This is a genomic window from Luteitalea sp. (assembly GCA_009377605.1).
In the GTDB taxonomy this organism is placed as follows: Bacteria; Acidobacteriota; Vicinamibacteria; order Vicinamibacterales; family Vicinamibacteraceae; genus WHTT01.
The window spans coordinates 301-22,118 of sequence record WHTT01000095.1 but is presented as its reverse complement, the minus strand read 5'-3'; the positions used below and the strand labels follow the sequence as shown (position 1 = coordinate 22,118).

The 21,818-nt window shown below is 64.2% G+C and carries 24 protein-coding genes and 3 pseudogenes (1 of these 27 running past the window's edge); 16 read left to right on the top strand and 11 right to left on the bottom strand.

What is annotated here, in order from left to right:
• Window positions 1-103: 103 nt before the first annotated feature.
• Window positions 104-415 carry a hypothetical protein gene (locus GEV06_23570; protein ID MPZ20857.1) on the bottom strand — a complete coding sequence of 104 codons (312 nt, stop codon included), beginning with the start codon at window positions 413-415 and terminating at the stop codon, window positions 104-106.
• 12 nt (window positions 416-427) lie between these two features.
• Here GEV06_23570 and GEV06_23565 point away from each other — a divergent pair, with 12 nt between their 5' ends.
• Together GEV06_23565 and GEV06_23560 are read left to right on the top strand one after the other, a co-directional pair.
• On the top strand, window positions 428-694 hold the full coding sequence (locus GEV06_23565) for a hypothetical protein (protein ID MPZ20856.1): 267 nt from the start codon (window positions 428-430) through the stop codon (window positions 692-694).
• A 242-nt stretch (window positions 695-936) separates the two neighbouring features.
• A pseudogene (locus GEV06_23560) lies at window positions 937-1,017 on the top strand (polyketide cyclase).
• A 479-nt stretch (window positions 1,018-1,496) separates the two neighbouring features.
• On the opposite strand, the pseudogene GEV06_23555 reads toward GEV06_23560, so the two are convergent.
• Both GEV06_23555 and GEV06_23550 read right to left on the bottom strand, forming a co-directional pair.
• A pseudogene (locus tag GEV06_23555) lies at window positions 1,497-1,715 on the bottom strand (polyketide cyclase).
• 1,170 nt (window positions 1,716-2,885) lie between these two features.
• Window positions 2,886-3,706 (bottom strand): annotated as a pseudogene (locus GEV06_23550) (SidA/IucD/PvdA family monooxygenase).
• Window positions 3,707-4,221: 515 nt separating this feature from the next.
• Here GEV06_23550 and GEV06_23545 point away from each other — a divergent pair.
• The 5 genes from GEV06_23545 to GEV06_23525 all read left to right on the top strand — a co-directional run bounded on the left by GEV06_23545 (window position 4,222) and on the right by GEV06_23525 (window position 7,882).
• Window positions 4,222-4,476 carry a hypothetical protein gene (locus tag GEV06_23545; protein MPZ20855.1) on the top strand — a complete coding sequence of 85 codons (255 nt, stop codon included), beginning with the start codon at window positions 4,222-4,224 and terminating at the stop codon, window positions 4,474-4,476.
• Window positions 4,477-4,522: 46 nt separating this feature from the next.
• Entirely contained in the window at window positions 4,523-5,338 is an 816-nt protein-coding gene (locus GEV06_23540; protein MPZ20854.1) for an MBL fold metallo-hydrolase, read from the top strand.
• 3 nt (window positions 5,339-5,341) lie between these two features.
• Window positions 5,342-5,989 carry an NAD(P)H-binding protein gene (locus GEV06_23535; protein ID MPZ20853.1) on the top strand — a complete coding sequence of 216 codons (648 nt, stop codon included), beginning with the start codon at window positions 5,342-5,344 and terminating at the stop codon, window positions 5,987-5,989.
• Window positions 5,990-6,503: 514 nt separating this feature from the next.
• Window positions 6,504-7,373: a hypothetical protein gene (locus GEV06_23530; GenBank protein MPZ20852.1), complete on the top strand. Its 870-nt coding sequence runs from the start codon at window positions 6,504-6,506 to the stop codon at window positions 7,371-7,373.
• Window positions 7,370-7,882, top strand: coding sequence for a hypothetical protein (locus GEV06_23525; protein ID MPZ20851.1), 513 nt, complete (start codon window positions 7,370-7,372; stop codon window positions 7,880-7,882). Before GEV06_23530 ends, GEV06_23525 begins: the two co-directional genes overlap by 4 nt.
• Window positions 7,883-8,332: 450 nt before the next feature.
• Here the strand turns inward: GEV06_23525 and GEV06_23520 are convergent, their stop codons facing one another.
• The 3 genes from GEV06_23520 to GEV06_23510 form a co-directional block, all read right to left on the bottom strand.
• Complete coding sequence (locus GEV06_23520; protein MPZ20850.1) at window positions 8,333-9,355, bottom strand: zinc-binding dehydrogenase; 1,023 nt, start codon at window positions 9,353-9,355, stop codon at window positions 8,333-8,335.
• A gap of 85 nt (window positions 9,356-9,440) precedes the next feature.
• Window positions 9,441-10,406 (bottom strand): cyclase family protein, encoded by a 966-nt coding sequence (locus GEV06_23515; GenBank protein MPZ20849.1) that lies wholly within the window; start codon window positions 10,404-10,406, stop codon window positions 9,441-9,443.
• 487 nt (window positions 10,407-10,893) lie between these two features.
• Complete coding sequence (locus tag GEV06_23510; GenBank protein MPZ20848.1) at window positions 10,894-11,025, bottom strand: hypothetical protein; 132 nt, start codon at window positions 11,023-11,025, stop codon at window positions 10,894-10,896.
• A 240-nt stretch (window positions 11,026-11,265) separates the two neighbouring features.
• On the opposite strand from GEV06_23510, the gene bshC reads away from it, so the two are divergent.
• From bshC to GEV06_23480, 6 genes are all read left to right on the top strand, one after another.
• Window positions 11,266-13,092 (top strand): bacillithiol biosynthesis cysteine-adding enzyme BshC, encoded by a 1,827-nt coding sequence (gene bshC / locus GEV06_23505; GenBank protein MPZ20847.1) that lies wholly within the window; start codon window positions 11,266-11,268, stop codon window positions 13,090-13,092.
• Between the two features lie 16 nt (window positions 13,093-13,108).
• Window positions 13,109-13,861 carry an MFS transporter gene (locus GEV06_23500; GenBank protein ID MPZ20846.1) on the top strand — a complete coding sequence of 251 codons (753 nt, stop codon included), beginning with the start codon at window positions 13,109-13,111 and terminating at the stop codon, window positions 13,859-13,861.
• 299 nt (window positions 13,862-14,160) lie between these two features.
• Window positions 14,161-14,757, top strand: coding sequence for an MFS transporter (locus GEV06_23495; protein MPZ20845.1), 597 nt, complete (start codon window positions 14,161-14,163; stop codon window positions 14,755-14,757).
• Window positions 14,758-14,906: 149 nt separating this feature from the next.
• Window positions 14,907-15,215 carry a hypothetical protein gene (locus tag GEV06_23490; protein MPZ20844.1) on the top strand — a complete coding sequence of 103 codons (309 nt, stop codon included), beginning with the start codon at window positions 14,907-14,909 and terminating at the stop codon, window positions 15,213-15,215.
• A complete protein-coding gene (locus GEV06_23485) occupies window positions 15,215-15,661 on the top strand; it encodes a putative toxin-antitoxin system toxin component, PIN family (GenBank protein ID MPZ20843.1) in 447 nt (148 codons plus the stop codon). The genes GEV06_23490 and GEV06_23485 overlap by 1 nt, the downstream gene beginning before the upstream one ends.
• Window positions 15,662-15,798: 137 nt before the next feature.
• Window positions 15,799-15,987, top strand: coding sequence for a hypothetical protein (locus GEV06_23480; GenBank protein MPZ20842.1), 189 nt, complete (start codon window positions 15,799-15,801; stop codon window positions 15,985-15,987).
• Window positions 15,988-16,134: 147 nt separating this feature from the next.
• Here GEV06_23480 and GEV06_23475 read toward each other — a convergent pair whose 3' ends face one another.
• The gene (locus GEV06_23475; GenBank protein ID MPZ20841.1) at window positions 16,135-16,551 is read right to left on the bottom strand and encodes a MarR family transcriptional regulator; all 417 of its coding nucleotides are present in this window, start codon (window positions 16,549-16,551) and stop codon (window positions 16,135-16,137) included.
• 103 nt (window positions 16,552-16,654) lie between these two features.
• On the opposite strand from GEV06_23475, the gene GEV06_23470 reads away from it, so the two are divergent.
• Complete coding sequence (locus tag GEV06_23470; GenBank protein MPZ20840.1) at window positions 16,655-17,203, top strand: hypothetical protein; 549 nt, start codon at window positions 16,655-16,657, stop codon at window positions 17,201-17,203.
• Window positions 17,204-17,284: 81 nt separating this feature from the next.
• On the opposite strand, the gene GEV06_23465 is transcribed toward GEV06_23470, so the two are convergent.
• The 3 genes from GEV06_23465 to GEV06_23455 are packed head-to-tail and all read right to left on the bottom strand — an operon-like array spanning window position 17,285 to window position 18,673.
• Complete coding sequence (locus GEV06_23465) at window positions 17,285-17,713, bottom strand: hypothetical protein (GenBank protein MPZ20839.1); 429 nt, start codon at window positions 17,711-17,713, stop codon at window positions 17,285-17,287.
• 51 nt (window positions 17,714-17,764) lie between these two features.
• Complete coding sequence (locus GEV06_23460) at window positions 17,765-18,022, bottom strand: hypothetical protein (GenBank protein MPZ20838.1); 258 nt, start codon at window positions 18,020-18,022, stop codon at window positions 17,765-17,767.
• Window positions 18,023-18,025: 3 nt separating this feature from the next.
• Complete coding sequence (locus tag GEV06_23455) at window positions 18,026-18,673, bottom strand: sigma-70 family RNA polymerase sigma factor (GenBank protein MPZ20837.1); 648 nt, start codon at window positions 18,671-18,673, stop codon at window positions 18,026-18,028.
• A 252-nt stretch (window positions 18,674-18,925) separates the two neighbouring features.
• Between GEV06_23455 and merA the strand changes: the two genes are divergently transcribed.
• Together merA and GEV06_23445 are read left to right on the top strand one after the other, a co-directional pair.
• Window positions 18,926-20,587 (top strand): mercury(II) reductase, encoded by a 1,662-nt coding sequence (merA, locus tag GEV06_23450; GenBank protein MPZ20836.1) that lies wholly within the window; start codon window positions 18,926-18,928, stop codon window positions 20,585-20,587.
• Window positions 20,588-20,602: 15 nt separating this feature from the next.
• Complete coding sequence (locus tag GEV06_23445) at window positions 20,603-21,292, top strand: alkylmercury lyase (GenBank protein MPZ20835.1); 690 nt, start codon at window positions 20,603-20,605, stop codon at window positions 21,290-21,292.
• Between the two features lie 64 nt (window positions 21,293-21,356).
• On the opposite strand, the gene GEV06_23440 is transcribed toward GEV06_23445, so the two are convergent.
• The coding region annotated (locus tag GEV06_23440; protein ID MPZ20834.1) for a hypothetical protein crosses the window boundary (this coding region is incomplete at its 5' end): on the bottom strand, window positions 21,357-21,818 show 462 of its 762 nt. 300 nt of the annotated region lie beyond the right edge of the window.

Here is a 21,818-nt window from a genome sequence, read left to right as displayed (position 1 = left end):
AGTGGCCGGGTCCGCGTCGGCGAAATACACGGCTTTCGCTGCCGCGGCGTCCGCGCCGAAGAACGACAGGGGATTGTCGCGCGGCGGAAACACGACCGGGAGATCATCGCTCGTGGTTCCGATCAACACCGGCACCCTGGCTGCCGTGCCCTTGCGCAGCGCCTCGCCGGGCATACCCGCTGAAGTCACAATTTCCAATCGGGGATCGGCCCACCGCATAGCTCGCGGGCTTCGTGATCAACGCTTCCATACTGAGGTCACCGTTGACCTTGTCGGCGGGCAACGCTCGCAGGGCCGCGAGCGCGTCGGCTCTGGTTTCCGCGATCCCCATGCTCTTGGCGAAGGCAAGCCCGGCCTCCTCGGCCCGGGCAACGGTGGCTGGTCCGATCCCGTAGATGCGACCGCCGGCTGACATGACGACGGCACGATGAACAGGCCTCGCGCCGCGGGCCACGCCAGGGCCGCTTGTATCGCCGTCTCACCGGCGAGCGGCTGGGAGCGCGTGCACGACGGCTGGCCGGAGCCAGCCAGCACGGTCGCGCCTCTGCTCTGCGCCGGCGCGAAAGCCGGAGAGCTGTGGGCCGCGGATGAGCGCGGCGTGCACCGTTCGGATGACGGCGGGAAGAGTTGGCGCCGCGTGGTCAGCTATGCGACGTCGCCGCAGCACCTGCGCGGCCTCGCGCTCGTGCGGTGACCAGAGGGACTGTGCCCTGCCAATTCTGCGATTCCATCAAGCGCGCAGCCAGCGTGAACTGCCGGCAAGTGTTCAGCGCGCGGTGGCTTCGATGGGCGTCGCGTGGCGCGGCTCGTACAGCACCACCTCGACCTCGCCCGGCAGACGTAGCATGACCGTGATACCGAAGCCCTCGTCTTGTGGTTCACCCTTCACCTTGATGCCCTTTGACGGGAGATCGCGCATCGTCGCGTGAATGTCGTCGATGGTCTTTCACCAACTTCACCTCCGGCAAGAGCCATTCCTTCGGCGGCGAGTACCTCGAGCTGGTCCCGCACGAACGCAGTGATCGCACCTTGGCTGGGCCACTCAGCCCACGGCTTCAGCCCTCAGGCGGTTGAGTTGTCCGAAACGTGTAAACAAATTTCGGACACATTCCGCACCGCGCCAGGCGTGTTCCGTGAAGAATTCTGAGTGAATTGACGGATTTTCAGTGACTTCCGGCCGAAGGTGATTTCACTATCGAAGTACCCGCCGGCACGGAAATGCGCGCTCCCTCAGCACATCGGATATTTAGAGAATTCAAGCGGTTCAGTGCTGCTCGCGATCTTCACGGATCGACGAATCCCTCCCGTAGCGGTCCGCATGCTCCCGCGCCCGACGACCACGGCGACTTGATTGCCATGCGCGCTACAGGCCGTGATGCTGAGCACATGGCGAAACCGATCCAGATCCGCAACGTGTCCGATGCGACGCACCGGCAGATCCTCATGTACAGGGCTGCGGTTACTGGAGCCGCGTACGCGTCCGCCGAGCGTCGCCACTAATCCGGAATCGCTGCCTCGACAAGGTTCGCCAGCAGCGTGAGCGACTCCTGCCAACCAAGAGAGCACGCCTCCGGCGGGATGACATCCGGGAGCCCCTCCTGCACGATGTTCACCTCGGTCCCGAAAGAGACTTTCTTCAAGCTCACCGTCACCTTCATCTCGCCCGGCAGGTTCGGATCGTCGAACCTGTCCGTCCAGCGAATGCGGGATCCCGGCGCTGACGCGTACGACCTTCAGCAGCGGACCCGCGCCATCCGCCGGCTCCGCGAGCGCGCCGCGACCCTCGGTTTCGAGCTGGTCAACCGCGAGACCGGCGAGGTCCTTTCACCCGCCGTCTCGTCGTCCTAGCGCTGAGAAGTGTTTTGGGAGGCAGCCCGCACATCAGGCCGGAACTTGGACGCAAGCGGCGACCAATACGCGAGGGCAATGATCATGCCCCTGATCAACCAAGAAAGAGCGTTGATAGCCTCTTCGAGGCCGGTAGCCTCTCCACCCCCTGCCAGCAAATGGGCTAAGGGCCCAACACCAGCCAACCCAAGATAAACAACCCGGGCCCAATTGCGAAACCGCCAAAGCCCAACAAGCGCACTAATCCACGCGAAGCCTACGCCGATCGAGACAAGGATGTAGAGAAGCGACACGGAAGCGTGATTCTCAACCGCGTCGGTTGCCTGAGAGCCGGCGAAGTTGCTGGCTACCGTCACCAGCACATCGCTGATCAAGAAGGTTCGAAAGACCTGAGTAAGGCGCATAGATAGGTCGTGCGGCCTAAGAGGCCGCTGAAAAACGGTGGATGATGAGCAGCCTCGTCTTCATCGAGTCGGCGAATTCTATCGCGACCGTGGCTCGAACCGCTGTGTGCGTCCGTCCTGCAGTGCGCGAGGCGGCCGGTGAAGACACGTCACCCGCATCATGCCGGACTGGGCAGCAGCTTGGGCAGCCGAATCAGATTGAAGGCCGCACTCGTGGACACGAAGAGCCGGTCGACCTTTGGGCAGGCCACGCAGCTTGACCTTGCGCATCCAGGCGATCGTCTTCAGCCACCCGAACGCCGGTTCGATCCGAGGCCGCGTGCCGACTTTTTGCATAGCCTTGATGGCGAGTAGGACGATAGGAACTATTAGACGGTTTTTCGCGAGATTGACGGAACGTCCGTTCTCGGACGCAGCCGCGTGACGCTGCACGCCCACAGCACCGGGCCACACGGACGCCGCCAGGATCACGCCGAAAGGACCACAGCCGCCGACGCTGCACGGTCTCACACCAACCGCTGCCCACACACCGCACGCACAAGGAGCGGGAAATCGCTCGCGACGCTCGATTTGCGGCGTAAGCCCGGCCTGGGGTAAACCCGCTATTAAGCATTGGGCATTGAGCATTGTTCTTCAGTGCTCTCCCGTCGCTTGTGAGACTGGCTCCACGTTGTAGGTATCCCGCGGAATCCCTTCCAGGTACCGCTCGGCATCCAACGCCGCCATGCAGCCGGAACCTGCGGCGGTCACGGCTTGGCGGTACACGTGGTCCTGCACATCACCGCATGCAAAGACGCCCGGCACGTTCGTCGCGGTGCCGCTGCGTGTGATGAGATACCCGTTCTGATCCATCTCGAGCTGGCCCGTGAAGAGCGCCGTATTCGGTCGGTGGCCGATGGCGAGGAACACGCCGTCAACGGCAAGCGTGCTCGGCTCCCCGCTCCTGACGTTCCGCAGCGAGAGCCCGGTCACCGTCTTTTGTCCGGCGTCGCTGATGTCCTCGACGACGGTATCCCACATGAAGGTGATCTTCGGGTTGGCGAACGCCTTCTCCTGCATGATCTTGGACGCGCGCAACTCCCGGCGCCGGTGCACGACCGTCACCTGCGACGCAAGACGTGCCAGGTAGGTGGCCTCCTCCATGGCCGAATCGCCCCCGCCGATGACTGCGACCGCCTTGTTGCGGAAGAAAAAGCCGTCGCAGGTGGCGCACGTGGAGACCCCGTGCCCATCAGCGTCGTTTCAGCCGGGAGACCGAGCAACATGGCCGATGCCCCGGTCGCCACGATGACCGCACGCGCGCGGACCTCCGTGCCGTCCCCTCCCACGACGAGAAATGGTGGCTGCGAGAGATCGACGCGCGACACGTCGATCGTGTGCATCTCCGTGCCGAAGCGCTCGGCCTGAGCCCGCATCACGGCCATCAGCTCCGGTCCCATGATACCGTCGCGCATCCCGGGTTCTAGGCGACCACCGAGACTCGGCGCGTGCTTGGACGTTCAAGACGCGCCTCCGATCTTGACGCGTGATCGACAGCCAGTCGCGACGATGTCCGCGGTGCGAACGGCGCGCATACCGAATCCTCCTTGATGAACCGTTCCGGGACGATTCCGGGTCCTCTGAAGAGAAGATAGGAAGCTTCGACGGCTGTCGCCTAGTGTGCAAAGTCATGCGATGACCACATGACTTCTGGCACTGTCGTTGCCACTGCCGCGGTGCCTAGAATCGCCGGACGGATGACCGCCGAGACCGTGCGGTACGCAGCACGAGGAGACGCGCACATGCTGAGGGACGCTGATCCCGTCGCGAGGAATCTGAAGTCAATGTCGGGAAGTGGGCCTCTGTGGTATCAGGGGCTTGATGACCCGCGACCGTACGGGGACACGACGAGCTACACCATCAACGCTCGGTGGCTCGCCCGCTGCGCACTCGTGGAGGATGGGGCTGCGGGAGGGGCTGGCTGAGAACGTTGGTCCGGTCGAACCGGTACCGGGGCATCGACGGGACGGCATTACCCTTCTGCGACGAGGTGGTCGACCTCGTCCAGTATCGCAGCACCGTCCCGGGAATCTTCATGCGACACCTGCTGGAGCACAACGACGACTGGGCCCGGGTCCTCGACAACGCGCTCGCATCGCTCACCGAGCGGATGGTGCTCGATTTGTCGTCTCCTGTCCCGCGGAGTCAGGGGATCGAGTTTCCCCCGGGCTCGCGCGGACGGTGATCTTGGAGACCGTTATGCAGGTGCGGACGTGTGGAAGGACTGTGAGATGGATTTCTGGATTTGTCAGACGTGCGCCGTGGAGCACGCCGAGAAGGTCGAGCTGTGCGCGATCTGCGCCGATGAGCGCCAGTGGGTGCCGGCCACGGGCCAGCGGTGGACGACGCTGGCGGAACTGGCCGCGTCCGGTTGCCGCACCTTCGTGGTGGAGCTTGAACCGAACCTGTGGGGCATCACGAGTGATCCAGAGGCGGGGATAGGTCAGCAAACCAAGTTGCTCCGCACGCCGGCGGGAAACCTGCTGTGGGACCCGATCGGGTACCTGGACACCGCCGCAGTGGAACGGGTGCGCGAGCTGGGTGAGGTGGTCGCGATCGCCGCTAGCCATCCACACATGTTCGGCGTGCAGGTGGAGTGGAGTCGAGAGCTGGGTGGGGTCCCGGTGCTCGTGGCCGAGCAGCACCTGGACTGGGTGGCCAGACACGATCCGGTGATCCGCCCGTGGTCGGCAACGCTGGAGCTGCTGCTGGGCGTGACCCTGACCCAGCCCGGCGGTCACTTTCCGGGCAGCGCGGTCGTCCATTGGGCCGCGGGCGCGAACGGAAAGGGCGTGCTACTGAGCAGCGACACGATTTTCGCGAATCCGGACGGCAAGTCGGTGAGCTTCATGCGCAGCTTCCCGAACCGCATCCCGCTGTCCGCCGCCGTTGTCGAGCGCGTCACCCAACATGTGGAACGCTTCGCCTTCGACCGCCTCTACGGCAATTTCGACATCGTCATCGGCTGCGATGCCAAGGCAGTAGTGCGTCGGTCCGCCGACCGGCATATCGCCTGGGTCCACGGCGATTTCGACCACCTGACCTGAACCATGCGTATCACCGTGTTCGGAGCTGCCGGAAGCGTGGGCAGCCGCGTGGTGGCCGAGGCCCTGTCCCGTGGCCACGAGGTCACCGCCATCGTGCGCGACCCGGCCCGTTTCCCCGACCTGCCTGCTGCCGCCAACGCCCGTGCGGGCGACGCTGCGGACGTGGAGGATGTGATCGAGTTGAGCACCGGCCAAGATCTCGTGATCAGCGCGACCCGCCCGGCGCCCGGCCATGAGCAGGAGCTCGTCGCGACCGCCAAGGCGCTGCTGGCCGGACTCGCGCGGACCAGGGTGCGGCTGCTGCTTGTGGGCGGCGCCGGCAGCCTGACCGTGCCGGACACGGGCGGGATCGTTGTGGACGATCCGAGATACGTCCCCCCTGCCTGGCGGGACATCGCGCTCGCGTGCTGCGACCAACTCGACGCCTGCCGCGCCGAGACCGGGGTGGATTGGGCCTATCTGAGCCCGCCCGCGTTGCTGAGGCCGGGAGAGCGCACCGGCCGCTACCGGCTCGGCGCCGACGAGCTACTGGTCGATCCCCAGGGCCTCTCGAGGATTTCCATGGAAGATCTCGCGGTGGCGCTGCTCGATGAAGCCGAGCGGTCCAGACACCACCGAACAAGGTTCACGGTCGCATACTCTGCAACCTAGACATCTCCTAAACATCTCCTAAAGGAGAGATCGTAGTTGAAGCGAGCTTCTTAGGCAGCAAGAGCGGCCGCCGCGTAGAGCCTTTTTGACTTCGCGATCAAGTTGCGCAAGCGCGTCGCGGAGCCGCCGGGGCAACAGGTCGTCGAGCAAGGGAATTTCTCGGACGCGTGTTCCGCTGAAGGATCGTACCGGGAACGACATCGACAGTGATGTCCCAGTCGGGGCAGAAGGAGTGTCACGTGAGTGCAGACGCCGTGAAGCCGAAGATTGCGCGCATCTGACTACTGAGCCGATTCGATCGTCAACAACACACTCTCTCTTAACGATGCTGACGCCGTTATGCCACGGGCGCGAAGTGATGTCGCACATACAGTCAGACCAGAACGAGGTAAGCAACGTCCGCAGGGCGCTACTCGTCACGGCGCTCAGGTTCGTCGCTCGGCAGTGCGGCACTGTCGCGGCGGTCTGTGGCGTTCTTCACGCGGCTCCGTCCGCTAGTGCCCAGAGCCGGGTCGTGCCCCGGACTGCCAGCATCCTCGCCGATCCGCGAGCACCAGTGCATCCGGCTACTGGTTCGCCGAGCTCCTGCACATGTCCATCTCCAGCCGAGGCGGACGCCACTCCTGGCATCGTCTGGCGCGGAGCGACAGCGCCGGGCAGCCTGGCGGACATTGCCGCCATCGTCGCACCCATCCTGTGGTTTTCTCCGGATGAACCGCTCCGTCAAGCGGGCATTCCGATCCCAGCAGCGCTTCCCTGTGATGAGCCGTCGGAGCGCGCTGTCGTGTATTACCAGGCCATGCAGGTACGTCAACGCGGCATCGGCCTTGGTCGGGTGCCTCACGACGAAGAGCGGACGTACTTTGACCGGGTGCGCAGCCTCGCCTTGAAGTTCTTTTCTTACTATCCCGAGGACATCGGCCTCGGTGCCCACCCTCACGATCTGGAGGCGGTCGAGCTCCAGGTCGAGTTCGACCTGTTGCCGTCCGGCTGTCGGCAGATCCGGGTGACGCGCGCGACCGGCCTAGCCCACGGCCTGTTCTGGTATTCGAATACGCTCGACGTTGGCGCCGACACGCGCTTCCCGCTGTGCATTCTCGTGGAGGAGGGTAAGCATGCGAGCTGTCCAGACCGCAATGCCGATGGCTACTACACACCTGGCTACGACGTCACGGCGAGGCTCAACGACGCGTGGGGCGTGCGCGACGTTATGAGCACGGGACGTCTCGTGGGCCGGCGATATGCGCCCTCCATGGCCAAGCGTCGCACTGCCGGCACGCGTCTCCTGCCCCGGAAGGTCCCACGTTGTGCGGCCCGTCCTCCGTCCAGCCTGGAAGCCCGTTTCTGGGACGCTACGAGCTGCGCTCGGCGACAAGTGTCATGACCTGCGGTGATACGGCGCTCGACGCGCGTCTGCTGGGATTCATGAAGTTCCAAGAGTTCGGCGCACACCGTGACCCGCACGCCGTGCTCACGCGGGAGAGCAGCAGCAGTGATCTGCGCGTCGGTCTCATTCCAGGCATCAACGCGCGATTCGATGGTCGCAACATCGGCGCGTCGGTAGTCCTCCGCGGCTACGATCTGAAGCACGTCTGGCTGGTGCCCCGTTTTGTCGTCGGCGGGACGGCGAGTGCGGATCTGCTGGTGACGCCGTCCGCCTCACGCTGGGTGGATTGGTACGCGGCGGTTGGCTGGGAGCGAGCACTCTACGCGGCGCCCGATCGCCGCGGCGTCGTCCATGAGCTCGGGTTGAAATTCCGCGTGCCCGTGCCGCGCGTAGCACGCTGGGCCACGCTGGGTTATAGCTTCGGGGGCCTGCGGCTCGGTTACCGAGCGAACGGCCTCACCGACTATCCGCGCGTTGTCGTCGAGATCGGCGCCGGCGTGTGGTAGCGCAACTCACATCAACAGCGGCCAGAACTCGCGTTCCTGGTTCGGCTGTGTATTACGGCGTGGCGCGATCTGGCAAATCTTCCCTTCCGACTGTCCGCCTGCCTTCCTTCCTTCCCTTCCTTACCGAGACGGCCAGATGATACCGTTGGCTCGGTAACCGAAAGGTTAATGAGGTAACAGAGAACAGCTAATCTTCGATACAAACCAAGCCCATGTATCGGATGGGTCAAAAGTCTGAAGGTCAATCCTGCAACTGACATACGGTCTGATTCAGATCTTTGACGCCCATTTCGAAATATTCAGACGATAGACGGCATAGGCCTGTTTTCGCGGAAGTCAACGGACTCTCCGTTCTCGGACGCAGGCCGCGTGACGCCGCACGGCGCGCGTCGAGAGTGGCGCCGCGAATCGCCATGCTGGAAGAATAGCGGCTGACGGGCGACACGCCACTTACGCCAGCGCGATCACCACCTTGCCGAACGCTCCGCGGCTCACATGCTCGAATGCCGCCGGCGTCTCCGCAAACGGATACACTGTGTCGATCACCGGCCGGAGCTGAATCCTGTCCAGGGCGCGGTTCATCGCCTCGATCTGACGGCGGTTACCCACCGAAACACCGCGCAGGGTACGCATGTTCACCATGAACGGGACGATGTCCAAGCGCGCGGAAACGTCCTGGAGCAGGCCGATCAGGGCGATCGTCCCACCGCGTGCGAGCGCGTGCGCGGCGCGCTGCACGTTGTCGCCGCCGAACACTTCCAGCACGAGGTCGACGCCGCGGCCCGACGTGAGCTCGATGGCGCGCTCATCCCAGTGTGGGTGGCTCGTGTAGTTGATGGTCTCCCAGGCGCCGAGCGCCTTCGCCCGCGCGAGCTTCTCGTCGCGGCTCGATGTGACGATGACCCGCGCCCCGGCCGCGGACGCGAGTTGCAGGCCGAACACCGACACGCCACCGGTGCCCTCGACGAGCACCGTCTGCCCTGGCCCGACGTGGGCGTGCTCGAAGAGCGCGGTCCACGCCGTCAGCGCCGCAATCGGCAGCGTGGAGGCTTCACGGTCGTCGAGATACGATGGCGCGGCCACGACGGCCTGCTCGTGGAACACAACATATTCCGCCAGCATGCCCGGCAGCGGCCCTCCCAGCGTGTCGTCGTGTTGCGCCGCCCGCACATCGCCGTCGAACCACTTCGGATAGAAGAGTCCGATGACCCGATCGCCCATGCGGACGCGCGTCACGCCCGGGCCGAGGGCCACCACGGTTCCTGCCGCGTCCGACGCGGGAACCAACGGCAGGAGAAACGACGCGTTGTACGTGCCCTCGACGACCAGCTTGTCGCGATAGTTGAGGGACACGGCCGCAATCTTGACCAAGATCTCGTTCGGGCCGGGCTGCGGGACCGTCCGTTCGAGCTGCTCGAGCGCGTCGAGTCCGAATTTCGAAATCTGCCAGACTTTCATCGATTGGTTCGCCATACCACGCCTCCACGTCGGATTCTGGGACGTCGCGCGGCAGGACGCGGCGGCCTTGCTGAATTTTTGTGATCCGCACTGCGTATCCTCATGGCCGCTGGATCGGCATTGCCAGCGGCCGTATCGGTGACGCAGTCGCACCCCGCAACTTGAGCGGTGCCGCGATAAACAGGAACTCATACACCTGATCCTTCGCCAGGTCTTCGAGCCACATCACCTCGATGATCGACACCCCTCGTTCGGCGAAGAGATAGCTGTGGACAGGAACAAAATTGTCCGGATTCTTCGAGGGAAAACTGTCGACACCGAAGTTATCTGCCCCGAGCAGCATGGCCTTTCGCGCGTCGACCAGCCATTGGGCCGCCTCGAGGCCAAGGCCGGCCTGGTTGTCGAGCCGGTATTCGGCTCGGTCAGGCCACAGGCTCATCAGTCCCGTGCGGATCAGGACGACATCGCCTGGTTGGAGCACTGTCCCTTGTTCCTTGAGGGCGTCCTGCAGATCCCGGGCCGTAACCGTATAGGACTCCGGCAAATGGTCCACGCCTTTGGACGTTGCCACGTCGATGAGTATTCCTCTGGCGATGATCGGCGGATATGTGTCCACACCCGAACGGGTCCATCCGCGGGCGTCGAGCGCGTCGTCGGCGCTGACCTGATTCCAGATGTTGCCGTGGAACCCAAAGTGATTGAGGGCGTCAATGTGGGTTCCCGTGTGGGTGTACATCGAGATCGCGTCACCGGAGTACGACAACAACTCCGGATTGGCTTCTGGGGCCGTGCCCGCCGCAGTTCGTTGCGGGGTATGCGTCATCCATATCTGATACGAGGGGTCGCCGAACGCACCGCAACAGTCCGGCATCCCGACGTAAATATCGACGCTGAGGTCGTAGACCTTCCCGCCCGCAATCTGCTCGACAACCTTCAGCCGGGAGGCGTCGGTCATCATATTCAGGGTGCCGATTTCATCGTCGGGACCCCATGGGCTTTTGGCGGCCACGTTGCTGGCGACCTGGGCCCACGCACTTGCAGATACCGTAATGAGTATCAGCGCCATGCAACACTTTCGTGCCAACTGCTTGGCACAACTCCTGAAAAGCCGTTTCGGACCCCGGCGCGTGACTGTCTCTCGATGACTGTGCATGGTGTTCACCCCCTTCGCGCGTAAACATAGCTGTTCATTTATACAACGGTGGTTTGGCAGCTTGACGAAGACATCGTAGTCATACGTCAGCTGTGCGCCAGCGGCCGATTTCTGCAGGGCGGCGATCGCAGGCACGTCGTCCGGCGTAGCATCAGAGAATTTGAGCAGCACTACCGTCACGCGTCGCAGGTGTGAGCATTGCGACGTGTGGGTTTGTGTACTGATGGTTCATGGATGTAGGGCGTCTTTCGGCCGGTCACTCTCACAATCGCCACGGTGTTGCGGCTGGGTGCGCAGCACCTCAAGTCGGGTCTCCAGTTCGAGGCTTCGGATGCAGCGTTCTGTGCCGCCCACGTAGGTCCAACGAAAATCAATCTCCGTCGCCACGCACCACGATCGATCATCCGGCCACCAGAGACATGCGGCACGGCGCACACCACTCGGCCCAGAAATCGACGAGCACGGGCGTCGCCGAGCTGACAGCCTGGTCGAAGTTGCTCACCGTCAATGTCTGAATCTTCTCCGACGACATGACACCTTCCTCATATGAAAAGTGGCCGAGCGTCCTGTCGGCCTATGACTAGGACGCCGCACCACGTTTCCCAGGTTCTAGGATGATCGACAGCCAGTCGTGACGATCTCCGCGGTGCGAGCGGCGCGCATACCGAATCCTTGATGAACCGTTTCGGGATGATTCCCGGACACGTCCTCTGACGAGAAGATAGGGAGCATCGACGGGTGTGCCTAGTGCGCAAAGTCATGCGATGACCACATGACTTCTGGCACTGTCGTGGCCACTGCTGCGGTGCTTAGAATCGCCGGACGGATGACCGCTGAGACCGGAGACATGTGTGTGAATCCACTCGGTAGCGACTGTCGACTCGCCACCTGGCCCGGCGCGCGTCCCCCTTCGGGCGTGGCGACCGACGCACGGACAGACGTCATCCCGTGGCACGTGCTGTCTGGCGTTTCCACACTCTTTCTTGCCTACACGTCGTCTTTCCCGAAGGTCGCCCGCTTCTATGGGACGGGCGGGTGGTCGCTGCCGGCGATTGAGGCCAGAGCCGTATCCGGCGTGAGCGGCGGCGCGGATCGTGGGCGGCTGGTCGACATCCTGGCCGACCAAAATCGGCAGTGTGGCGCGGGCGAGGCGGTAACCCGTCACCTCGCGCTTCTCTCCTGCCGAGACACGGTGGCCATCGTGACGGGCCAGCAACCGGGGTTGTTTACGGGCCCGCTCTACACGGTGTACAAGGCGCTGACCGCAGTGAAGATCGCCGCCGCGCTTCGCGCACGCGGCCGGCCGGCCGTTTCGGTGTTCTGGATTGCCGCCGACGATCACGACCTCGCGGAGGTCGATCATTGCAGCGTCGTCTCTCCACAGGGCAAGCTCGTCACGGTGCGTCATCTCGCTCCTGGCGACGAGGGCAGACCTGTTGGCAACGTCCCGCTGACGGCAGCCATTGACGAGGCCCGCGCCCGCCTGCTTGCCGCCCTGCCCGCGTCCGCGCTTGGATCCTGCCTCGACGAACAACTGCAGGACGCCTACACGCCCGGCACGACGCTGGGCGCCGCGTTCGGCCGGCTGCTCGCGGCGTTGCTCGCGCCCTACGGTGTGATCCTGCTCGATCCGACAGATCCCCGTGTCAAGTCCCTTGCGGCGGGCTTGTTCGACGAGGTGATCGTCCGCACGCCCGAGATCGCACAGCGGCTGGTCGAACGTTCTTCCACGCTCGTGGCTGCCGGGTACCATGCGCAGCTGCACGTCGAGCCGGAGTCCGCGCCGTTCTTTCTGATTCAGAACGGCACACGTGTGGCGTTGCGGCAGGCTGGCGGGGCGTTCCGCGCCAGGCACGGCGATCGGCGGTGGCCAGTAGAGGGCATGCGCGCCATGATTCGCGACTGCCCCGCCCTGTTCAGCCCGAACGCGAGTCTCCGGCCGCTGGTGCAGGATACGTTGCTGCCGACAGCGGCGTACATCGGCGGTCCGGCAGAAGTCGCGTATTTCGCGCAACTTGAACCGCTGTATCGTCTCTTCGGCCGTTCTCCGACGCCTATCGTGCCGCGCGCCAGTTTCACTGTTCTAGAGCATTCCGACGAAAAGACCCTGCGCACGTTTCAGTTGGAGTTCGCGGACATCGTTCGCGGGTTCGAGACATTGTGGCCAGAGGTCGTGGCACGGCAGTTCGCGGGGGAGACCTGGCGAATGCTCGATGGGGCCGAACGAGACCTCGAGGAACAGTGGCAGACCATCGACGCGCAGGTTGAAATGGAAGAACCGTCCCTAAAGGCGTCCGTCTCTAGGTGCCGCAACGCCATGCGGCGAGAGCTGGCGAAGCTCCGGAGCGCGTACGTGTCGGCGCAACGTGCTCGACAGGCCGCCGCCGCCGAGCGGCTGCAACGCACCGAGATGCGGCTTCGTCCGGGCGGCGACCTGCAGGAACGTCGTCTCACGATCGCGCACTTTCTGGCTCGCTACGACGCGTCGTTTCTGGACGTACTGTACGACGCCATCGTATTGGACGCGTCGGACCATCGCCTGCTGTTCGCCGGGCCGCCGACCTACCCAGCCCGGCCATGGGGTCCACCACATTCGTGATGTGGTGACGGTTGCGGTGCGCGTCTTGTCTTCGTCGATCCTGCGGGCGCGAGGCCGAGAGAGCGCCCGTGCGGGAGCAACACGCGCACCACTCGTCCTCGCGTCCCTGTTCGCGGTGATGCTGCTCGGCGAGCTCAACGTGCACCTCATGTCGCCGCTGCTTCCCGCCATCGCCAGCGACCTCTCGGTCGCGGTGGGGACAGCCGGTGCCCTGGTCTCCGCCTATTCGTTCGCGGCTGCCGCGTCTGCACTGCTCGTCGGTCCGCTGTCAGATGTCTGGGGCCGGCTTCCCTTCCTCCGGTTGGCCCTTGGCGTCCTCGCCGTTTCCTTCTCGTTAACGGCGGTGGTGACGAATTTTCCGGCGTTGTTGGTCTTGCGCGCGCTCAGCGGTCTGGCCGCGGGCGCAGTCTCGACGACGGTCACGACATATGTCGGCGATTATTTTCCGTATGCCCGGCGGGGCCGTGCCTTCACGGTGATTACGACAGCCAGCTCTGTGGCGCTCGGCGTAGGGGTGCCTGCTGGGGCAATGCTGGCCAGCGCCGCAGGCTGGCGAAGCGTGTTTAGCGCTTTGCTCGCGGCGACGCTGGTGGTTGTCCCGGTGGCACTGTTCCTGCCGCATCCTCCGAGCAAACCACTTCGCCTTGGCGTAGATGTCGCCGCTCACGTAAAACCGCGCAATTCTCGACAATCGTCGAGCGAAACGAGGTTCGCAGCAGCGCGGATCAACAACTTAGCGAGTTTCTGTATGAAGCGTGGGGGATCATAGTTGACACGGACGTGAAGTTGTGATCCGACGTTCTTGATGACCCGGTGCCGGAGCCAAGGGTCGACCCGTTCGCCGTCGCCATGGGATTTCCTGGGCATTGCGCGCAGTTGAGGGCAAGGTCGCCGGAGGCGCCCCGCGAAGCGGGGTCGGAGCGAAGCGGAGAACCTTACCCTCAACGAGCACAATGCCATCGATGAAGGGCGACGGCGAATTAACGACTTAGCGGCAACACCTGTTCAGAATTGCGCGGTTTTACGTGAGCGGCGACAGTAGACGCTGCCGGCGCGTGGCGCTGCTTCATATCGCCGCGCTATCGCGCGTTCTTCTTCACGCGCTCGACGCTCTTCGGGTTGCTCGCGGCGTTCTTTGTGTCGGGCGGCGTCGTTGGGTTCGTCACCTATCTTGGGGCATGGCTCGTGCGCGACCGGGGTGTCCCGCTCACCTCTGTAGGTCTCCTATTCACCGCGGCGGCTCTCGCGTCGCTGGTCGTGGCGCCCCTCGCCGGCCTCCTGGTCGACCGTGTGGGCAAGCGGCCGGTGGCCCTCGTGACCAGCGTCGCGCTCGGCGTGAGCTTCCTGATCGTTCCGGCCGTCGGATGGGGAATCCCGATGTTCGTCGCGTTCGGGCTGGTGGCATTTGCCGCGGCCTTCCGCCAGGGAGCCCTCTCCGCCTTGATCACGGAGCTCGTCGAGACGGAACACCGGGGCGGTTACGTCGCCGTTCGAAACAGCGCGTCGCAACTTGGCATCGCCGCGGCGGCGTGGATCGGCGGCTCCGTGTATGAGTCGGCGGGCTTTGGAGGGATCGCGATCGTGAGCGCAGTGATGAGCGTCCTGGCGGCGATCTGCATCATGGGTATCGACGAGCCAGAAATTATCATTGGCGGACACCGGTAAATGGGAACACCGCTGGGTTCGGCCAGCGTTGACACCTGTTTTCAATCCTGCGAGGAGTCAGTCACGCACATTCGTCCTGGCTGAATGGCGCTAAGGCCGGGTCGTTGGAACTGGTGACAATAGTCACCCCTATGGGATACCATACACCTATGAAGACTGTGACGATCCGTGATTTTCGGACGCGACCAAACGCGGTGCGAAGGGCAATTGCCGGCGAGCCCCAGTCTCTGCTGACGGCCAGCGGTAAGCCGTTTGCTCTGCTGGTTCCCGTGGACAGCGACTCGCTCGATGAGACGGTGGAGGCCCTGAAGATCGGGCGCGCCCAGACGGCGTTGCGGGGGCTCAGGGAGGAGGCCAGACGCAGAGGGCTGGACACGGTATCGCCGGCCGATGTTGAGGCTGTTATCGCCAAGGCCCGCAAGGCCCGGCGTGCGCGCGGATCGCGGGCCGCGCGTTGATGCGCACGCTGGTGCTGGATACGAACGTCCTCGTGTCCGGCATTCTTTCAGAGCATGGCCCGCCGGGTTGGATCGTCGACCTGGTCATGGCCCGCGAGCTCGCGACAGCATACGACAGCCGCATCATTGCGGAATACCGGGATGTTCTCGCTCGAACCGAGTTGAAGCTCAGTCCCGAGCGAGTGAACCGCGTGCTCTTCGCGATACAGGATGCGGGTGTTCTGGTGACACCGTTGCCGTGGCCGGTTGCCCTGCCAGACGCGGACGACGAACCCTTCTTGGCCTCCGCGAAGGCGGCTGGAGCGCCGCTCGTGACGGGCAATCTCCGCCACTATCCGACGGCATCACGATGCGGCGTCACCGTTCTTTCGCCTCGCCAGTTTCTGGAAACCTTGCGGGATAGACCAGGCGGTCAGCGAGGGCCGGGTGCAGGAGATATGCGATGACGAGCAACCATTGGGAGGAGTCAATGAAGGCGAGGATGATGCTGACGCTGCCGGGTCTCCTGCTCCTACCAGCGCCTGTGCACGCACAGGTCCAACGGATCGATCTGGACATTGCCGGCTATTTGTGAGGGTTTTGAGTGTACAACATCAAGGCGGCCGTGAGTCGCCTCAACTTCGCACCGGATACCGATGAGATGAAGGTGACCGACATCGCCACTGGTCACTTCGTCTTCAACCCGGTCCCCAACCGGTTCAACACGGAGGACGATGAGCAATACCGGTTTGGCAATGAGCTGCGGGCGAACGTCGATCTCGAGATGTGGTGATGAAGGTGCTGGTTGGAACCCTCGGTGGCGCGCTGGCGATGCGCGGTTCTGGCAGGTGCCCTGCCGTTGGTCGCGGAGGCAAGAGCTCGGAACTGCCGCTGACGTCTCTCAGCGGTCACTCGTGGGTCGCAGTCGGTTCGCGCAGGCCTATCCTCGACGCGCGCGTGGAGTGCGCTTGCGGGCCGTGATCACGCGAGCGGCGGGCGCTGGATGCCGGCGCGTCCTTCGACCAGCGTGGGCGGTCTGGCTGTCAGCACCCTCGAGCCATTGCTGGGCCCAAGCGCCAATCGCGTCCAGTGCTGGCTGCAGCGCGCGCCCCTTGTCCGTCAACTCGTACTCCACCCGCACGGGAATTTCTGGAATCACCGTGCGGAGGACAATGCCCGCTTGCTCTAGCTCGCGCAGGCGTTCCGACAGCATGCGGTCGCTGATCTCGGGAATCGTCGCCCGCAGCTCGCCATAGCGTGACGGTCCCTGGAGCAGGAGCTGAACAACCGCGCCGCTCCAGCGCCGGCCGATGAGCTCCACCGCCTGGTGGAAACGCGCGCACAACTCGTGCGACATGACGATAGTGTAGCAACGAAGGAGCGCACTTGACAGATGAGACTTACGAAAATATAGTAGCATCCTTGTCGTAAGTACACAGACCATCCAAAGGAGCACCGGCATGAGCGCGATCCCTGAAACGACCACGACCTGGAACATCGACCGCAGTCATGCCAGTCTCGAGTTCTCGGTGCGTCACCTGATGATCGCCACGGTCAAAGGCCGCCTTTCCGACGTGAGCGGTCGGGTGCTGAGCGACGACTCCGACCTCACCACGGCCCGGGTCGAAGTGACAGTTGGCGTGAACAGCATCGACACGCGCGAGGCACAGCGCGACGCGCACCTGCGCTCGGCCGATTTCTTCGACGTCGAGAAGTATCCCACCCTCACGTTCCGCAGCACGCGCGTCACGGATGTGTCCAACGGGACGTTCAAGCTCGTCGGCGATCTCACCATACACGGCGTCACGCGCGAGGTCGGGCTGGACGTCACGGCTGAAGGCCGGGGCAAGGACCCGTGGGGCAACGAACGCGCGGGATTCAGCGCGACGACGAAGATCAAGCGCAGCGACTTCGGGCTGGTGTGGAATCAGGTGCTCGAGACCGGCGGCGTCGCGGTGGGCGACGAGGTCAAGATCGCGATCGACCTCGAGCTGGTCAGGCAAGCGTAGGGATCGCGTCCGTGGGACGCTAGGCGATATCAAAGACGCGCCGCTGAGCGTAGTTGACACTGGAGTGGACCGAGATAGGTGTCAGCGAAGGCCACGGAAGAACTGCCGCAGGTCTCCGATCAGGAGATCGGGTACCTCCATGGCCGGGAAGTGCCCGCCGCGGTCGAACTCTGACCAGTGCACGATGGTGTGACTGCGTTCGGCCAGGGCGCGAATCGGCACCAATGGTTCGCGGGGAAACACTGCCATTCCAGTGGGCACTGTTGACGGCGCGCCCACGCTGCGGACGTCATGAGAGGTTTCCTTGAACAGAAGAGCCGCCGACCCCGCCGTCCCGGTCAGCCAGTACAGGCTCACGTTGGTAAGGAAATGGTCGCGGTCGATGGCATCCTCGAGCACGTCGGTGGAGTCGGTGATCTCTTTGAACACATCCACCATCCAGGTCAGTTGGCCAACTGGTGAGTCTGTCAGCGCGTAGGCTAAAGTCTGCGGCCGGGTAGCTTGAACCATGGCATACCACCGCCGCCGGCGCGTGAACCGCCTCCCGCGCTCCGCCGCGCCTTACTTTGCGTGGGTCCGGTCGTACTCCGCGATCGCGTCGAAGACCCGGTTCCGCAGCGCGGCCGGAGGGTCCACATCCTTGCATGCGGTCAGGCAGCGCCACACCAGCGCATTGGTCCGCCACTCGAACTGGCAGCCCGGGCAAAACGAGAGATGGCGCTCGATCTCGGCGCGAGCGTGTTCATCGAGCTCGCCCGCGACCAAGGCAGAGAGCTCAATGCTGATGTCATGGCACGGCGCGTCGTTGTTGCTGCTCATTCCTCACCCCGACCTTTCGCTGTCGATGCTCAACCGCTGCCTGAGGGTGCGCATGGCCTGAAACGCGCGCTGCTTGACGGCATTCGCGCTGATGCCGAGCAGTTCCCCGATTTCCGCATAGGTCATGCCGTGGTAGCGATTCAGGACGATGACCTCGCGCTGGGTCAGCGGTAGCGTTGCTAGCGCCTCCGTCACGATGACCTCGATCTCTGCGTTCGGTCTCACCTGGGTGACCGGCTCGGTGGATATCTGCTCGTTGAACTCGTCCGTCTTCTTGGTTTGTGCCCGGCCCCGCTGGCGCGCGTCGTCGCGTAACACGTTGCGCGCGACGGCAAAGATCCAACTGCGAAATGCCCCCTCCGCCCGATAGTGCCCTCGAGCGACATGGAGCTTCAAGAACGTCTTCTGTAGCAGATCGTCAGCACTGCCGTCGTCAAGCGCTGTACGCCGGAAGAAGTTGTAAATCGGTTTGGCGTATCGCGCATAGAGCTCCTCAAACGCCTCCCGATCCCCACGCTGGTACGCGAGCATCAGGTCTTGGTCAGCACGCTGCCGTTCACTCACGCAAATTCGTCCTGGCTGAATGATACGTACCCCTTCGATCCCTGGAAACGCCCGCCAGACGCGCAAGGTTAGGGTGGGGTCGCGCATACCTGGAAACCAGGAATCCTAACCATTGGGCACGGAACGGCGTTGTTCCTGTGTGAGGCCGTGACTCTCGGTCATGGTCACGGCTTCTCGGGTGGGCGATGCATCCTGCCGCGTAGCCGAGGCGGATATCGCGACACCACGAAAAGGGACGCTTGACTCTGGAGCGCGCTCCACCGATGAAACTGAGGGTGGAGTGTGCGGCGCACAGCTCGGATGTGACGACCGACAACGTGTGCGAGGAGTATCACAGACATGGACATCCAACGCGTATCGCTTGCCGTCGAGGGAATGACCTGCGATCACTGCGCGGTGGCACTGCGACGCACGCTGACCGCAGTACCCGGCGTGGAGCAGGCTGAGGTCAGCCTCTCGGAGAAGCGCGCTGACATCTCAGCGAACGGCATCGCGCCGGAAGCGCTGGTGCGCGCCGTTGAGAGCGCGGGCTATCAGGCGTCAGTCATCGAACCGCCAACGTCGGCGGCTGCGCCACTGCGCGCCGAACACACGTCTTCCGGCACCACACCAGACATCGTCGTGCTGGGTGGCGGGTCTGCCGGGTTCGCCGCGTCGATTCGGGCGGCGGACCTCGGCGCGCGCGTGACGCTCATCGAAGGCGGGACGCTCGGCGGCACCTGCGTGAATGTCGGCTGCGTGCCGTCAAAGACGCTGATCCGTGCTGCGGAGGTTCAACATCGCGCCACGCGCCACGGCTTCGACGGCGTGCACACGGCTGCTGAGCCGCCAGACTTTGCCCAGGTCATGGCGCAGAAGGACGCGCTCGTGACCACGATGCGCCAGGAGAAATATCGGGACGTCCTCGCGGCGTACCCCAGCGTGACGTTGCGTGAGGGCCGCGGCACGGTGAATCCCGATCTGTCGGTCACGATCGACGGTGGGGTCTTGAAGCCAGGACGTCTCATCGTGACCACCGGTGCCTCCCCCTGGGCGCCGCCCATCCCTGGACTCGCCGACGCCGGATACCTGACGAGCACGGAGGCGCTGGCCCTCACGGCGCTCCCGGTCTCGATGATCGTGATCGGCGGCAGCGCGGTGGGTCTGGAAATCGCACAGCTCTACGCGCGCCTCGGGACGCATGTCACCGTGCTCGAAGCGATGCCGACGCTCGTGCCCGCCGAAGACCGTCAGGTCGGCATGGCGCTCGCGGAGTACCTGCGCGAGGAAAGGCTCGACGTGCGAACCGGCGTGTCGATCCATGGCGTCAGCCGCGACGGAGCAGCGTACACGGTGGACGCCACGACGCACGGACGTGCGCAGGCCATCACAGCCGAGCAACTACTGGTCGCGACAGGTCGGCGCGCGCGCTCTCAGGGCTTCGGGCTCGAAGCGGCCGGTATCGAGCTTGGCGCGAAGGGGGAGATCCGCGTGGACGAGCACCTGCAGACGTCGCGCTCCGCGGTGTACGCAGCGGGCGACGTGATCGGCGAGCCGATGTTCGTCTACGTGGCCGCCTATGGCGGCCATCTCGCGGCTGACAACGCGCTCAACGGCAACAGACGGCGCTACGACTTGACCGCCCTGCCACGCGTGACGTTTACAGATCCCCAGGTGGCGTCAGTGGGCGCGACGGCCGAGGAGGCACGAACGCAAGGGCTCGACGTGGCCGTGTCGACGCTCCCACTGTCCTACGTGCCCCGTGCACTGGCGGCACACGAGAGTCGCGGCTTCATCAAGCTCGTCGCCGACCGGCGCACGAACCGTCTCGTGGGCGCGCACATTCTCGCCAGCGAGGCAGGCGAGATGATTCAAGAGCCCACGCTGGCGATCACGCACGGCATCAGCATCGACGAGTTGGCCGGAGCGTTCCATCCGTACCTAACGCTGGCCGAGGCCGTCAAGTTGGCGGCGCAAACCTTCACGAAAGACGTGAAGAAGCTTTCGTGCTGCGCGGCGTGACATCAAGGTGAACGAGTGACCAGTTTCCAACGAAAGGAAGAACAGGTGCCAACCAAGACGCTCGACATTCCGTCACTGGCCGCAGAGTTTGCCGCGGGCCACCCCAACCTGGCCCCCCGGCGACAACGACTCGCGCTCGCGACCTTCCGCCTGCTCGGCGAGGGAAGGCCGTTTCTGCCCGAGGAGCTCGCCCGCCGGGCCAACCTCTCGCCCGAAGAGGTTGCCGCGTTCTTCGACGAGTGGCCGATCGTCCAGCGCGATCCCCAAGGCCGCCTGTTCGCCTTCGCGGGCCTGACGCTGGAGCCGACCTCGCACGCCCTCGAGGTGGACGGGCGCACGCTCTACACCTGGTGCGCGCTCGATACCCTCTTTCTGCCGGAGCTCCTCGGCCGGCCGGCACGGATCCGCTCGACTGCTCCCCAGACCGGCGAGACGATTTCGCTCATCGTGGACGCGTCGCGTGTGCGTGACGTGGCACCGGAGGGCGCGGCGATGACACTGCACGCGGTCAGCGGGCTCAACGTCAAAGACGTGGTCGGGACCTTCTGCTGCTACGTGCATTTCTTCGCCTCCGAGCAGGCGGCGCACGCGTGGGCCGAGCGCAACGAGGGCACGTACGTGGTCTCGATCACCGAGGGCTTTGAGTACGGACGGCTCTTCAACCACGCGCAGCTGGGCGCGGCGCTCGAGGACGATCGGCGCTGAGTTCATAGATCAATGGTTGCGTTTCCTTACTACGTCGGTTGGCTTCTCTGAGCTCGAGGAGGTTTCAATGCGTCGGACAGGCCCGGCCATCGCCGCAGTCGGCTTCACGTTCGCCCTCGGCGTCTGGGCGGTCGGTCCCAACGCGGAGGGCACCCGGCAGACTGAATCGCCGACCGACCAGGCGCAGCCGCAGGATGGATCGAAAGGTTGCGCCGCTATTAGTTGAAGACCAGCGTGCGGATGTGTTCGACCATCGCCCGGAAATACGCCTGGTCGCGCTGTTCCACGGGAAGATCATCGTTCGGCTTCCAGCCATCCGCCGGAAGATAGTGTCGGAACGGGTACATCTGAACCTGACGCCACGGCATGTAACCCCAGCTTCCGCCGCTGCGCCACACGGCATCTGCGCCGGCGATCTCGACAGCCAGTTTGCCATCGTCGATTCCCGGCCGTTGTCGTCCCAATGCGGCTCGGATGCCGAGCTCGTGACGCCGCTGCGAAACCGAGTACGCGACCAATCCAAACG